The organism is Sphingomonas sp. SDUR79 (assembly GCF_056821745.1).
This window is the reverse complement of record NZ_JBPDIN010000001.1, coordinates 3,355,886-3,369,902: the sequence shown is the minus strand read 5'-3', so window position 1 is coordinate 3,369,902 and position 14,017 is coordinate 3,355,886. Positions and strand designations below refer to the sequence as shown.

At 66.2% G+C, this 14,017-nt stretch carries 16 protein-coding genes; 2 read left to right on the top strand and 14 right to left on the bottom strand.

Annotation, left to right across the window (positions count from 1 at the left end; all coding sequences use genetic code 11):
* Positions 1 to 10: 10 nt before the first annotated feature.
* From ACRYLO_RS16670 to ACRYLO_RS16650, 5 genes are all read right to left on the bottom strand, one after another.
* Positions 11 to 460, bottom strand: coding sequence for a DUF3168 domain-containing protein (locus ACRYLO_RS16670; RefSeq protein WP_482661179.1), 450 nt, complete (start codon positions 458 to 460; stop codon positions 11 to 13).
* Positions 412 to 951 (bottom strand): head-tail connector protein, encoded by a 540-nt coding sequence (locus tag ACRYLO_RS16665; RefSeq protein WP_482661178.1) that lies wholly within the window; start codon positions 949 to 951, stop codon positions 412 to 414. The genes ACRYLO_RS16670 and ACRYLO_RS16665 overlap by 49 nt, the downstream gene beginning before the upstream one ends.
* The gene (locus ACRYLO_RS16660) at positions 951 to 1,229 is read right to left on the bottom strand and encodes a phage fiber-tail adaptor protein (protein WP_482661177.1); all 279 of its coding nucleotides are present in this window, start codon (positions 1,227 to 1,229) and stop codon (positions 951 to 953) included. The genes ACRYLO_RS16665 and ACRYLO_RS16660 overlap by 1 nt, the downstream gene beginning before the upstream one ends.
* A gap of 284 nt (positions 1,230 to 1,513) precedes the next feature.
* The gene (locus ACRYLO_RS16655; protein WP_482661176.1) at positions 1,514 to 3,190 is read right to left on the bottom strand and encodes a hypothetical protein; all 1,677 of its coding nucleotides are present in this window, start codon (positions 3,188 to 3,190) and stop codon (positions 1,514 to 1,516) included.
* A gap of 137 nt (positions 3,191 to 3,327) precedes the next feature.
* Positions 3,328 to 4,383, bottom strand: a complete 1,056-nt coding sequence (locus ACRYLO_RS16650) for a phage major capsid protein (RefSeq protein ID WP_482661175.1) — start codon at positions 4,381 to 4,383, stop codon at positions 3,328 to 3,330.
* A gap of 199 nt (positions 4,384 to 4,582) precedes the next feature.
* Between ACRYLO_RS16650 and ACRYLO_RS16645 the strand changes: the two genes are divergently transcribed.
* The gene (locus ACRYLO_RS16645; protein WP_482661174.1) at positions 4,583 to 4,870 is read left to right on the top strand and encodes a hypothetical protein; all 288 of its coding nucleotides are present in this window, start codon (positions 4,583 to 4,585) and stop codon (positions 4,868 to 4,870) included.
* Here the strand turns inward: ACRYLO_RS16645 and ACRYLO_RS16640 are convergent.
* From ACRYLO_RS16640 to ACRYLO_RS16610, 7 genes are all read right to left on the bottom strand, one after another.
* Positions 4,863 to 5,252, bottom strand: coding sequence for an HK97 family phage prohead protease (locus ACRYLO_RS16640; RefSeq protein WP_482661173.1), 390 nt, complete (start codon positions 5,250 to 5,252; stop codon positions 4,863 to 4,865). The genes ACRYLO_RS16645 and ACRYLO_RS16640 overlap by 8 nt on opposite strands.
* 134 nt (positions 5,253 to 5,386) lie before the next feature.
* On the bottom strand, positions 5,387 to 5,635 hold the full coding sequence (locus ACRYLO_RS16635; protein ID WP_327517569.1) for a DUF6127 family protein: 249 nt from the start codon (positions 5,633 to 5,635) through the stop codon (positions 5,387 to 5,389).
* 65 nt (positions 5,636 to 5,700) lie between these two features.
* Positions 5,701 to 6,837 (bottom strand): phage portal protein, encoded by a 1,137-nt coding sequence (locus ACRYLO_RS16630; protein ID WP_482661172.1) that lies wholly within the window; start codon positions 6,835 to 6,837, stop codon positions 5,701 to 5,703.
* 79 nt (positions 6,838 to 6,916) lie between these two features.
* Entirely contained in the window at positions 6,917 to 7,588 is a 672-nt protein-coding gene (locus ACRYLO_RS16625; protein WP_482661171.1) for a spermidine synthase, read from the bottom strand.
* A 1-nt stretch (position 7,589) separates the two neighbouring features.
* Positions 7,590 to 8,318: an NRDE family protein gene (locus ACRYLO_RS16620; RefSeq protein ID WP_482661170.1), complete on the bottom strand. Its 729-nt coding sequence runs from the start codon at positions 8,316 to 8,318 to the stop codon at positions 7,590 to 7,592.
* A 46-nt stretch (positions 8,319 to 8,364) separates the two neighbouring features.
* Complete coding sequence (locus tag ACRYLO_RS16615) at positions 8,365 to 9,672, bottom strand: DNA-packaging protein (RefSeq protein ID WP_482661768.1); 1,308 nt, start codon at positions 9,670 to 9,672, stop codon at positions 8,365 to 8,367.
* 34 nt (positions 9,673 to 9,706) lie between these two features.
* Positions 9,707 to 10,213, bottom strand: coding sequence for a hypothetical protein (locus ACRYLO_RS16610; RefSeq protein ID WP_482661169.1), 507 nt, complete (start codon positions 10,211 to 10,213; stop codon positions 9,707 to 9,709).
* A gap of 231 nt (positions 10,214 to 10,444) precedes the next feature.
* On the opposite strand from ACRYLO_RS16610, the gene ACRYLO_RS16605 reads away from it, so the two are divergent.
* Complete coding sequence (locus tag ACRYLO_RS16605; protein WP_482661168.1) at positions 10,445 to 10,837, top strand: hypothetical protein; 393 nt, start codon at positions 10,445 to 10,447, stop codon at positions 10,835 to 10,837.
* 169 nt (positions 10,838 to 11,006) lie between these two features.
* On the opposite strand, the gene ACRYLO_RS16600 is transcribed toward ACRYLO_RS16605, so the two are convergent.
* Positions 11,007 to 12,626, bottom strand: coding sequence for a peroxidase family protein (locus ACRYLO_RS16600; RefSeq protein WP_482661167.1), 1,620 nt, complete (start codon positions 12,624 to 12,626; stop codon positions 11,007 to 11,009).
* 362 nt (positions 12,627 to 12,988) lie between these two features.
* Positions 12,989 to 13,927: a diaminopimelate epimerase gene (gene dapF, locus ACRYLO_RS16595; protein WP_482661166.1), complete on the bottom strand. Its 939-nt coding sequence runs from the start codon at positions 13,925 to 13,927 to the stop codon at positions 12,989 to 12,991.
* Positions 13,928 to 14,017 lie beyond the last annotated feature (90 nt).

The window sequence follows — 14,017 nt, the reverse complement described above, 5'->3', positions numbered from 1 at the left end:
CGTATCTCCCTCACCCACCCGATTTCAGCATCCGCAGCCGCCACTCGCTCGTCGCGATCCAGCGTCCCTCGCCCTTGCGTTCGATCCGCGCGCGCAACAGCACGCGGCTGGCGAGTTCCCAGCCCCCGCCGATCGCACGCAGCATCCCCGCCATCGCAACCTCGAGTTCACCCGACAGCCGCCGCACCCGCGCCGGACTCTCCCCGGCATCGTGCAAGCTCACCGCGACCCGCGCCTCGCGCCCGGCCATGTCCTTGGTTCCCCAGTCGCTCAGCAGCGCCTCGCCGATCACCGCATGCGGCGTCGCCGCGCGCACCGGCGGCGCATCGAATATCCCGACCAGTCCCTCGGTAAGCGGAGCATGCGCGCTCAGCGCCGCCCGGATCGCCTCGGCCAGCACCACCGCCGCGCTCATCGCACCGATCCCGCGCTCAACCGCATGGTCCGCCACGGTCGCCACAGCGCCGCCACCGCCGCCGGCGGCACGCCATCGCCGTCGATCCGCAGATGCGCCGCCAGCCGCAGGATGCCATGTCGCACCGGCTCCGGCACCGCGTTCCAATCGCCCGCACTTCCCGCAGTGTAGATGACCGCGACCCGCCCAGCGCCCGATGGGCATCGCACCCAACCGCGCCCGCCCGCATCGATGTCGATGCCATAGGCTTCGGGAGCCAGCGCGACGTCGCTCCCGTCGGGCGACAGTGCATGAACCGCCGTCACCGCCCGCACCGGCGCAACGCTCAGCGCGTGCCACTCCGCCCGGGCGGCCAGCGTCTCGCGCAACGTCCGCTCCAGCAGCGGCGCTCCGATGAACCGCTCGCACATCTCGGTCGCAACGCGCAGCTGCGCTGCCAGTTCGGCGTCGCCCGCCGCGCCGTCGATCCGCAGGAACGCGCGCAGCTCAGCCAGCGCGACTGGGGCCGCCTCGGGCGGCACGATCGTTTCGATCATCACCGTTGCTCCACCCGCACGTCGAGCGTGCGCGCATCGCGCCGGCCATCGCTCCACGTCACCTGGTTGGTCAGGCGATAGACCAACCCCGGCCGTCCGCCCTCGACCGTTGCGGCACAGCGCGACCCGCTGACCGCCTCCGCGACCACCGCCAGCCCGCCATCGTGCATGGGCTCGACCGCCCAGCTACTCGCGCTCAGCCCAGCCGCGCCGGCCAGCGCCGCCCAATCGATCGCATAGTCCAGCGCCGCCGCCGGATCCTTCAGAAAGACGCCCATCGCTCGCCCCTGTTTCCCAAGAAAAAAGGGGCGGCCCAGCGGACCGCCCCTTCATCGTTTTCACTTCGCCGTGCTTCAGTCCGGACGCACTAAACGCTCCCCATCCTCAGCCCGGATGATGTGCCCGTCGGCATCTGCGTCCACCTGCGCATCGGCACCTGGATCGACGCGTGCTAGGCCGGCCAGACGGACCAGCCGGTTCGAGTATTGCTCGCTTCGCCGCAACGCGCCGATCGCTCCGCCGCCAATCCGACGGCGCGCGATCGCCGCTCCATCCCGCGGGCTTACCATGCGGCCATGATCCGCCAGTCGGTGCCGTCGCTGACGACGACGCCCTTGTTCGATCCGCTGCCCGCCGCGACGCTGCCGGTCGTGGTGGCGTTGAGGTCGGTCACATAATGCAGCGCCCCCGCGCCCGCAGTCGCTGCCGAACCTGCCCCCGCCACCGTCGCGCTGGGCAGCTTGGGCGCTTTCATGAACTGCGTTTGCAGCGTCGTGAAATTGATGCGGATCGCGTCGGCGACCTCGACCCCCTGCGCCTGCTGGCCGATCGCAAAAGTGTCGTCGGAGCGCAGCCCCATGCCCCAGCGCTTGAACGCCGTCTCGCGGTAAAAATCGAGGTAGAGGTTGCCGTTACCGACAATCCGTCCACCGCTGGTGCCGCTGGCGTGAAGGTTTTGGACCTTGAACCCCTCGAACCGGGTCGATGCCGACAGCGCGGTCTCATAACCGGTGGCGGACCCCGTGATCGCGTTGGAAGTCAGAAATACCATCCGCGCGCCATTGCTGAAGCCAGAGGTTCCCTGCAGCGTCAGCAGCGCTTGAATGCCCAGTGGATTGGCCACGGACGACGCCGCCATGGGCGCATAGATCGGCTGACTGATCTGCAGATGGTTCTGCGCGCTGATGAAGGGCAGCGGCAACAGCGTGCCTGCAGCATTCGGCTGATACAGCCAGGCAGTGCCATTACCGTCCCGGTTGATCCGAACCTGGTTGGACAGGAAGATCTGCTTGCTCGCGGTCGAAGTCCCGAACCAGGCAAACTGGACATGCGCGTTGCGATAGCCATCGGCGAAGACGTAGTTCGCCGCCTGAAAACTGTTGGAGGAATCATAGGCCCAATCGTCGTTGGTGAACGGGGCGTAGATGCTGAACGGTCGGAACTCCAGCCCGCCCGATCCGGTCGTGTGCATCGCGTGATGGAATTCCGACCCGTCGACCCAGCCGCCCGGATTGGCCGGATTGCGCGTCTGTGCTTTGAACCGGGCTTCGATCCGGATCGACGGCCCGCCCATGTCGGTGTTGATCGGCGCGAAGTTGGGATTGAGGTTCCAGCCCGTCGCGAAGACATTGTTGGTATATTCCGCCTGCCCGGGCCCTTGGGTGTTGGCGGCGAACGGATTGTACGAAAAATTCAACCCGAACCGGATGCTCGACGGCTCGCCGCCCTCGTCACGATTGGGCGTGTCATAGATGACCCCCTCCTGTGACCACCCCGAATTGATATCGGGCGGCGTCTCGGTCTCGATCGTGTAATGCGGTGCCGACAGCCCATCCGCGCCGGTAATCTGGTTCAGAAAATCGGTGACGGTCAGGCCCTCATTGCCCGGAATCGCCTGCCACGCGGCAAACACGTCATGGGCCTGTACGGTCTGGTAGAATTCGGCCGCAACCGTCAGGGCGACCGTCTTGGTCCCGGCGGGCAGGTTCACCGCACTGGTCCCGGCTGAAGACACGATCGGCGCCCGCTCGATCGTCCCGCTCGTATAGGTGCCGATCCCGACTTCGAACACGCTGGTGTCGGCGGGCGCCCCGTCGATGCTGTAATAGAATTGGTCGCCCTCGCTCAGCACGGCGGCAAAGCTTCGCGAGCCATCGACCGCGCCGCTCGGCGTGATCGCACCTGTGCCGGTGGTGCTCGTCGTTTCCTCGACCAAATCTGCGTAAATCAGCTCTGCCATCTGTCTGCTCCTGCGGCGGTAAAATCGAAACTTGCCGGGGCCCCGAATCGCCCCGGCACGGCTGTATCAGTGATGTAACGAACGGCAGAATCGCGATGGCTTGCGCCACACTAACCCTGCCGCCCGGGCCATCCAGGTCAGGACGCTGCGAACTTCATCACCTTGATCGCTTCGCTGTTGGTCACCGCGCCGCCGACGCGCTTGGTCGCGTAAAAATGCACGAACGGCTTGTTGCTGTACGGATCGCGCAGGATCTGCGTCTCGCCGCGCTCGGCGATCAGATATCCGGCCTTGAAATTGCCGAACGCGATCGACAGCGAATTGGCCGCGATGTCGGGCATATCCTCAGCCTCGACCACCGGATAGCCGAGCAGGCTCGCCGGCTGCCCGGCGCTCAGCGACGGCTGCCACAGAAACGCCCCGTCGCTCGTCTTGAACTTGCGGATGCGTGCCAGTGTCGCCGAATTCATGCACCAGACCGCACCCTGCCGATATGGCGGGCGCAGCGCCTGAACCAGGTCGATCAGCGCCTCCTCGGGATCCGCCGCAAACGCCCCCGCCGCACCCGACAGGACATGCTGCAGCGTCCCGAACGCCCGCGCATCATCGCCGGTCGCCGCGGTGGTATAGCTCAGGAACCCCTTGGGCTTGTTGGTCCCGTTGCCGCTGACGAACGCCGCCCCCTCGGCCCGTGCAAATTCCCGCGCAATCTCGTCCGCCAGCCACGCTTCGACATCGAACGCCGCATCGTCCAGCATCGCCTGGCTCGCCGCCGGATTGGCGAACAGATCGCCCATCGGCGGGGCGATCTCGTTGAACACCGGCGTATCGGTCTCGTCCCGCGCCGCCGTCTCGTTCGCCCAACCCGATTCGGTCCCGCCCGATGCGACCAGCTTGCGATACCCTGCGCTGCCCACCGTCACGACATTGGCGATGGCACGGATCGGCGAAATGCTCGCCAGCGTCGCATCGACCAGCGCGTCGATCTCACGCGGCACGGCATAGCCGCCCTCGGCCCCGCTCACCCCCGACAGCGCTTTCATCTCCAGCGCGCCGCTGCCGCTCCGCAAAAACCCCTCGAACGCCGCGCCCGTCACACTGCGCGCGCCACTCAACATCGGCCGCGCCACCGGCACCCCAGCCGCTTCCACCGCCTCGAACGACTGTTCGAGGACATCCGCCTTCGTTTCCATGTTCTTCTCCCACCAGCAAAAATCCTCCCCGGAACGGGGAGGCGGACCATCGCAAAGCGATGGTGGAGGGGGCCCGCGTCAGGCGAACCCCGTCGTCTCAGAAAATGAATCGGCTATCAGCCATATTCGCGCCCATGCGCGCCCATCCACGATCCTGTATCGTTAGGACCGCGACGCACCGTCACTCCGGGAATTCCAAATGTCCAAACGATCGAACAGAAGCTGGATGAACGCCGGATTCGACGCCTGGTCACTCGGCTGGGAATCCGCCGCCGTGATCGGTCTGCGCGCAACCAAGATCGCCCAGGGCGGCGCCGGAGCACAGCGCGAGGCTGAATTGATGGTCTCCGAAAAAATGACCGCCGCGTTCGAGCTGCAATTGGCGATGATGACCGGCGCCATGGGCATGAGTCCCACCACCACCACCCGCAAGGCGCTCGCCCACTACCGCCGCAAGGTCCGCGCCAACGCCCGCCGCCTCAGCTAGCCGCCGGTGCCTCCACCGCGTGCACCCGCGCCAGCCCCTGCATCGGCCGCGCGACCAGACTTACCTCGCACAGCTCCAGCGCCTCGATCTCGCGCCACCGCCCCTGCCGCGCCTTCACGGTCCGATACCCAAAGCTGAGGCCATTGATCGCGCCCCGCGCCACCAATGCCGCCAGTTCGGGCGCATCGACCCGCGCCGTCACCCGCAGCCCGCGCGCATCCTCGGCGATCGCCTCGATCACCCCGACCGGCGCCCCGCGATGCTGCCACAGCAACGGCACCCGCCGCACCCGCGCCCCAAACGCCCCGGCCCGGATCACATCCCCACCCCGGTCCGGCACATCGAACACCGCCGCATAACCGGCGAAGCGCACGCCGGGCATCGCGCGTTCACGCCCCTCCCGCTTGCGGGAGGGGTCGGGGGAGGGCCTGTCTTCACACCCAGCACCAGTCGGACCCGACAGGCCCTCCCGCAAGCGGGAGAGGGACAAGCTACCGCCCCGCACGTGACGCGGCATCACTTCCCCACCCCCCAAAACCCCAATTTCACCGCCAGCCCCACCACGACCAGCGCCAGCAGCATCCGCACGACCCATCCCGCCACCGCCTTGACCGCCGACCTTTTGGCATCGCGCCACGCCTCCAACAGCTCGCGCAACTCGCCCATGTCCTTCCCCGCATGCGGATCGTCGAGCCCCAACCGCGCCAGCGCCCGGCTCGCCCCCAGCTCGCCCGCCTCCTCCGCCACCGCGCGCAGCGTCGCCATGTCCGCGCCCTCGGCGGACCCTTGCGCGATCAGCTGCGCCAGGAGCTTGCCGTCCACCGGCGCGCTCACGCACCGGTCCCCTGGCCAATCTCCGGGCCGATCCCCACCATCGCGCGCTTCTCCTCGGTCGTCAGAAACTCCGCCCCGCTCACGCTGCGCCACAGCCGCTCGCGGTCCTCAGCCATCGCCGGCACCTTGTCGACCGCAACCCACAGCCGCGCATCGGGAAACCACGGCGACAGCCCCTGCGCCAATTCGGTCAGGATCTTGTCCGCCAGCGGCAGGATCGTCATCCGCCACACCGCCTTGTTGGCCTCGCGATAGTTCGCATAGCTATTGTCGCCGGGCAGGCCGATCAGCATCGGCGGCACCCCGAACGCCAGCGCGATCTCGCGCGCCGCCGCCGCCTTCAGCCCGACAAAATCCATGTCCGCCGGCGACAGGCTCATCGCCTGCCATTTAAGCCCCCCCTCCAACAGCATCGGCCGCCCGGCATTGGCGGCACCGGCAAAGCCCGCCTCCATCTCGCTCTTCAACCGCTCGAACTGGGAAGGCGACAGCGCGCTTCCATCCCCCGGCTCGTACACCAGCGCCCCCGAAGGCCGCGCCGCATTGTCGAGCAACGCCTTGTTCCACCGCGTCGCCGCATTGTGGATCGCAATCGCCCCCGACGCCGCGCCCAGGCAGCCCAGCCCATAATGATCGTCGACCGGGTTGAACGCCTTCAGATGCAAGACCTGCGGTCGCCCCCCCGCATCTTCCGCCGCGATCACGCTGACGCTCCCGCCGACGCGATAGCGATAGCCGACCGGCCATCCCCCGGCATCGGTCTCGACGCTCATCCGCTCGGGCCGCAGCGCGAACAGCTCGGCCACACCCCCCGCGCTTGTCCCCAGCAACTGCACATAGGCATTGCCATGCAGCAGCAGTTGCGCGGCGATCGTCGCCCCCAACTCCTGCCCCTGGCTCCGCGCCGTGATCAGCTTCAGCAACGCCGCATCGCTCGCCTCAACCGGCGCGCCCGCCACCCCCTCGGCGATGATCTTCACCGCCCGCTGCGCCACCGGATTGGCCGCATAACCGGCCCGCACCTGCGCCTCATAGCTCTGCGGCCACTCACCCAGCACCGCGCCCGCGCCCTGCCCACGCGCCAACACCGGACGCGAACCCTCGCGCCCGGACTTCCGCCCGAACCATTTCATAAAAATTCTCCGCTAAAACTCCCCTCCCGCTAGCGGGAGGGGCTGGGGGAGGGCGCGCGTCTGCGCGCCTAAAAGACTCTTACCGCTTCTTACCGAACCAGATCACGTGGCGCGGCCCCTTGCCATTTTGCCGCGCCCGCACCTGCACCTCTTCAACCTCGAACCCCGCATCGCGCATCCGCCGCGTAAAGGCCGGGTCCGGCCCCGCCGACCACACCGCCAGCACCCCGCCCGGCGCCAGTGCCGCCCGCGCCCGCTCCAGCCCGCGCATCGTATACAGCCCGTTATTGGCGTCGCGCGTCAGCCCGTCCGGCCCATTGTCGACATCCAGCAGGATCGCCTCCCAGCTACCCCGGCTTCGTGCGATCTCCGCGCCGACATCGCCCATCACCAACTGCGTGCGGGAATCGTCCAGGCACCCGTCGGCCAGCTCCGCCATCGGCCCGCGCGCCCATTCGATGATGCCCGGCACCAGCTCGACCACGCACGCCCACCCCTTCGGCCCCAGCCGCCTGAGCGCCGCGCGCAGCGTAAACCCCATGCCATATCCGCCGATCAACAACCGCGCGCTCGCCGGATCGCTCAGCCGGTCCAGCGTCATCTCCGCCAGCGCCTCTTCCGATCCGCTCATCCGGCTCGACATCAGCTCGTTACGCTCGAGCATGATGATGAAGTCGCGACCATGCCGCACCAGCCGCAACGGCTCCCCGCCCGGCACCTCGGCCACACCGATCAGTTCCCGAGGCGTCATCTCAACTCCACGAAAAACTCAAAACGCTCTCACCCTCGAGCAAGCCCGAGGCGTTAAACCGCCGCTCGGCAATCCGCCCGCGCCCCAGATGGTCCACCGTCACCACCGTGCTCGCCCGCGTCCCATAAACGGGATTGCGGATGAACACCGGCGAATCCACCGGCTCATGCGGATCGGGCTCATAGCGCTCCGCCGCCCCCGCCGGCCGCTCATCGGCGAGCGCGGCGAACAGCGGCTCCAGCGACGAACTCCCCGCCTCCAGCCACGCAGTCAGCGCCATCTGCACCCGGATCGTCTTGGGCCACAGTGTATCGAACAACCCGTTCGACAGCCCATGCATCCCCGCGCTCAACGGCCGCCGCACCGGATCGGGCCGGTTCGACAAATACAGCGGCCCATCGCGATCCACCGCGATCAGGTTGAACGGATTATACGCGTTCAGATCCTCCGGCTCATGCCCGGCGAGCATATCGGTCACCAGCCCCCCGCGCGACAACCGCGCCGGGTCCGCCGCCTCGCCGCGCACATTGGTCACCGCTGCCAGCCGTCCCGCCTCATTCACCGCCAGCCAGGTCCCCCCAGCCTCCAGATCGCGCCCGCCAATCACCGGCCCGCGTGCCATCCACCGCGACAGCGGTGCAGTCGCGCGCGCATGCCGCTCGTCGCGGTTCCCCGCGGCGACCAACCACCAATTGGGATGCATCCCCCACGCCAACGCCAGCACGCACATGGGAGCGTGGCTTAGCGAGGGTGAAAGGCGACAGCTAGGGGCGATCTCACGGCTTGCGCACGCCAACCTCTCCCTTCCACCCGAACACCAGCTCCCACGCCGCCCACACCAGTGCATCCGCCCGATCCGGCGAGCGTCCCGGCCCGGCATACTCGCCCCCGCGCACCAGCCCGCACAGCTCATCCTCCAGCGCCGCAAACGCCCGCGCGTGCCGCACCTGCCGCCGCTCATACAGCGCCGCGATCGGCTCCGCCCGCGCCGCCTTGCCCCGGCTGGCATGCACCAGCCGCACCGGCATCGTCACCGCCGCCGCGCGCAGCACGCTTTCCACCATGTCGCCGCCCTGGTTCTTCTCTGCCACCACCCGATCCGCGCCCTGCCGGTCCGCACACGCCGCCACAGCGAGCGCCCAGCCCTCGGGCGACAGCCCGGCAACGCTCGCATCCTCCAGCACGCACAGCCGCCCCGCGCCGTCGATCGCTACCGCAACGATCCCGCACGCATCGCCCTCGGCGCTCGCCGGCGGATCGACGCCGACCACCACCCGCACCGGCGGATCCACCGCCACGCCGCGCGCAGCCTCGATCATCGCCCGGGTCCACAGCGCCCCCGGCACATCGCTCAGTAATTCGCCGTCCAGCTCCTGCCGCCCCAGCCGCGTGCCGCCATATTCCGCTTCCATCGCCTCCACAAAGCTGGCGGGCAGATGCGGATTGTCCCGCGTCGCCCCGCGCGTCTCGACACAGCTCGGCAGCGCCATCACCCGCCGCATCAGCCGCGTCGGGCGCGGCGTCGTCGTCACCAGCACGCGCGGCCGCTCGCCCAGCCGCAATCCCATTGACAGATTATCCCAGGCCGGCTCCCCCCGCCGCCGCCATTTACCCAGCTCATCGCACCAGGCGAAATGATGCTCAGGCCCGCGCAGCGCTTCCGGCGCTTCGGCGGAATAGACAAAGGCGCACGCACCCGATCCGAACCGCACTTCGCCCGATGTCGGCCGCCAATCGACCGTTTCCCCGTCGCGCGCCACGGCGATCAGTCCGCTCGCGCCCTCGATCATCACCCGGCGGACTTCCTCGAACGTCGCACCGACCAGCGCAATCCGCGCATCGCGATGCGTCCGCGCAAGTTCGCTGACCCATTCGCTGCCCGTCCGCGTCTTGCCGAACCCGCGCCCCGCACGGATCAGCCACACCCGCCAGTCGCCCGGCGGCACCGCCTGCCCGTGATGCACCCACATCGGCCAGCGCTGCTCCAGCTCGCGTGCAACCGGATCGCTCAGCGTTGTGAGAACCCGTGTCTGCTCCTCTGGGGGCAGCGCCTTCCAAACCTCGCGCAGCAGGTTGTCCGAAATCGTCGCCGGGTCGGCTCGGGCCAGCGCAAGCGGATCAGTCTCCGCCGTCACGCCGCTTCTCCACCCGGCGCTGCGCTGCCGTCAACGCCTTGATCAGTGCCGCATTGGTCTCCTCGCGGGTCGCCGCCCGGCGCGGTCGCCCCGTGCGCCGGTTCGGCTCGCCATTGCGCTCGCCCCGGCGATAGGTCAGCACGCGGATCGCCCGGTCCATGTCGAATGGTTCGTCCAGACCATCGGCCTCGGCCCGGTCCGGATCGATATCGATCTCGACCCCGGCTCCGCCATGCTCCAGCACCAGCGCCTCGATCCGGTCATATCCCAGCGCCAGCGCCTGCCGGAACTGCTCGGCGAACACCGGATCCCGCCGTCGCGTCGCGCAGATCGTGCCGCGATGAACCCCGGCATAGCTTGCGGACCGGGTGATGTTGCAGGTGAGCGCAAGCCCATCCAGAAACTTCTGGCGTTTCGCTGCCGTAAAGCTGCTCACGTTGATCTTGCGGCGCTTGGGCTTGCCCTTCAGGCTGACCAACAGCTCCTCCATCCCAAATCTCCCCAAACGCAAATCGGGCCGACAGGCGTCACCGCCCCGGCCCGACTTCACTCGATTTCCAATTCCCCGAAGGTCGCGCTCAGCGACCCGATCGCCGCGACTCGCAATTCTTCAGCGTTCCTGTTATGTACCGAACAAGCGTGACGATGTCAAGCACTTTGTTCCCATTTGGTTCGCAAATCATCCATCGCGGGTTCATCCTTCCTGTGCCATGCTGCCCGCATGACCCATCGACTCGCCCCCGCCGCGTTGCTCGCCCCGCTGGCGCTGCTCGCCACCGCGTTCCCCGCCACCGCGCAGGACGCCACCGCACCGCGCGCCAAGGAAGCGCGGATCCCCTTCCCGTCATCGGTCCGCGATTACCGCACGGATGGCGACATGGTCATTTATCTGCGCGCCGGCCGGCAATGGTATCGCGGGACGTTCTTCGCCCCCTGCCAGGGCCTGCCCTGGGCCGCGCGGATCGCCTTCAAGCCGTCACCGGCCATCGGCGGCATCGACCGGAATGCCAGCATCATCGTCCCGAGAGACGGCGAATGCCGCCTCGACTCGCTGGTCAAGATCGACGGCGAGCCGCCGCAGACGGCAAAGGAACTCGCGAAGTCGAAGGACTGAATGTCAGACTGCGGCGCGGGCTGACATGGCGCGGCGCAGGCCATGCGGGGACACCGATTGCGCGATGGTCGGCAGCGCTACGCGTCCCTGAAATTGCGCAACCTCGCCGCAGCGTGCTTCTGGCTATAGTCTTTCGCGAAGATATTCGGGCATCGCCCGGACTGAAAAACTAAACACGTTTCCAGTCCTGACGCGTCATGCTCACGAAACGGCTGCCGATCCCGGGGCAATTCATTTCGATGATGTCACGCATTTTGCTCGTCTTTTGTATTTCCTCGACCCCCAGATCGGTAAAGGTACGACGGAGCGTGTCGGGATCGTCCCAAATCCGTTTGCATAACAACGGATTCGTCAGGGCCTGCGAAAAGGCATCCATCGCGACCATTGCGAGCACGAGTTCGGAAATCGGACTGTTTTTTTGGCGGGGTTCTGCAAAGATTCCGACGTAGAACTCAATATTATCGACCGTCCCGTAAAGACGTTCGAGAGCGCCTGCCAGTTCATCCCTTCGCGCCTGATCCTCCCGATCTTGCCCTTTGCCGACAACGTCCGCAAAGGATTTGGCGCGCGCGAGGCCCATGACTTCCCGATAATCGTTGTAGCCTTTGAGATTGTTGGCACGCCCTTGGTGGATGCCCTTGGCTTCCGCATCCTCCAGGAAAGCTGCGAAATTGCCGAGGCCCATTTGAGCTGCGTGGTTGGCGGAAAGCTGCGCGAAGGCATTGGCCAACCCACCATCGAGCAGCGGCGCATTGTTGAGCAGAAGTTCCCGCCCAGCCATCGTCGTTCCATCCCATACCAATTTTTCCGGGACCAGTGAGTGCCAGCGGTACAACAGCGTGAATTCGATCGTCATCCAGTTCGCCCTGTTCCACCTGGCATCCCAAGCGACAGACGGATCGGCGCTGAACCGGAACGGGGCCGAAGAAATATGATTGATATATTCCTCGACCACGATGCGGATGAACTTGACGATGACAATGTTGCGCGCGACCTGAAACAGCCGTTCGTCGTCCCAACTCGAATTGCCGCTCTCCAAAAGGGCGGCTAGCCGATTGTGTTCGCGCAGAAACAGCGTGTTGATCGTTGCCACTTGAACTGACGCATTCACCCGGTCTCCTCCTGTCGCAAACAGGGTGGCGCGGCCAGGCGTCGCGCTATTTACGCCGAGCGGCTCGTCCAGCAGAAGAAGACCGTCGCTGCCACAGAATTCGGGCTTGGGCATGCCATCGCCGCCGTACAAGAATGGCGGAAACTCCTCACCATCAATAAATTGCGACTTCAACCGGCCGCCTGCCTTCTGTCGCAGAACGCCGGTTTGCTCATCCGTGCGGCCATACAGGGCGCTCAGATCGATTTCATGGTTGGAAGTCGTGCGTCTGCGGTCTTCAATTCCCGGCCGCGTCCCGGGACCTGGGGGATCGTTGAACAGTCGTGTGCGCAAGAAACCATCGGTCAGATATTGCGCGAACGCCGGGAAAAGGCAGGTCGATTTCGGGCAGGCAATCTGTTTGCCCGGGGACGCTGGAAATAGCTTGGCCAATGCATCCATTGGCGGCCGATGCGTACCGATGCCCTCGTCGGGCGGCAGCCGTGAGGGGGGTAAAAGGCGCGCGAACCAGCTTTTGTCCGTCAGTCCAGACCAGGACAGGTAATCGTCGTCATGGGTACTCCATGCCAGGGGCCGACTCGGACCAGCATTGACCAAGCGATTGATCGCGATCCGGTTTATCTTTGCCTCTCCAAGAACGAGCCGGCCGATCGTGAAAACTAGATCCCCGAGCGACATTGATTCCCCCTATCCGGTTCTCAAAAAACCATCTCCGTTTGAAAAAGAACAATAATTTACGCGAGTTATGACGAACTGCATGAGTGGTACGAAATTATTCTCGAAACACACAAATGCTTATCATCACGCCGCATATTTCGAAAGACTGCCGCCCACGGAAAAGTAAGTCGATACATGATCAACTAAAGACTATCGTGATGCAATATTTAATCGGATTATTAGCATCTGGGGTTCAAATGCTAAAGAATCAATGACTTATCGTAGGGATGACCATCCGGCGGAATTCCGGAGCTGCGGTGGTCCTCAGCTACCAAAAGGCTGCTGCAACGCCATTACTTCGCAACGCGATCACGGACCAACCCCTACCCCCGCGCCGCCGCCCAGGCGGCAACTTCATCCTCCCGCCGCTGCACCACGCGCATCGCGCCGACAGCCCCGGTAAGCGGGTCGATCTCAACCACCCCATCCCACTCGAACGTCGCATTGCCCGCGATCGTCACCGCGTCGCCGCCCGCCGGCCCCTCGGCGCGCGCGCGCACGCGGCCGCCGGGGTTGAACACCGTCAGCCACTCCCCGAAAGGCAAGCGCGAGGTCAGCCCCGCAGCATGCGCCGACGCCGCCATCGCGCTCCCGCACGCGTTGGTCAGCCCGACCCCGCGCTCGAATGTCTGCACGAACAGATCGCTGCCGCGCAGCTCGACAAAGCTCACATTGGCGCGATCGACCAGCAACTCCGGCCCCGCCTCGCACCAGTTGCCCAGCGCGACCAGGTCCTCGACATCGACTCGCTCGACGAACGCGATCAGATGCGGATTGGGCATGGCGAGCGCGGTAAACGCGCGGTCGCTCGGCAACCCCGGCACCACCGCGTCGATCACCGGCGCCGCGACGCGAATGCCCACCGCCGCCGGCTCGGTCGCGACCGGCCCCACTGTCTCCCGCACTGTATAAACTCCGGGCGCCAGCTCCGCCTCCCGCGCCACGTGCGCCGCGCTCGTCTTCAACCGCACCCGCGCCGCATCCAGCCCAAGTGCCTCAAACCCCGCACGCGCCACGCACCGCAGCCCATTCAAACACGTCTCTGGTTCGGACCCATCCGCGTTCACGACCCGGAATCCGAAATCCGAAGAATCATCGCCCGCAGTCAGCAATAAAATCCCATCCGCCCCCACCGGCCCCGCCCGGTCGCTCAACGCCCGCGCAATCCGCCCCCAACTCGCATCGTCCAGATCGACGTCGCGGCTGTCGATCAGACAGAAGTCATTCCCCGACCCGTGACATTTCGTAAAACTCAATTCCATATGCTGACCTCTACGCCACCCCCATCACGGCGCAACTGCAGTTCGGCTTGTCCGCCGCAAACCCGCACTGGCGCGCTTGCAGCCAAGCTG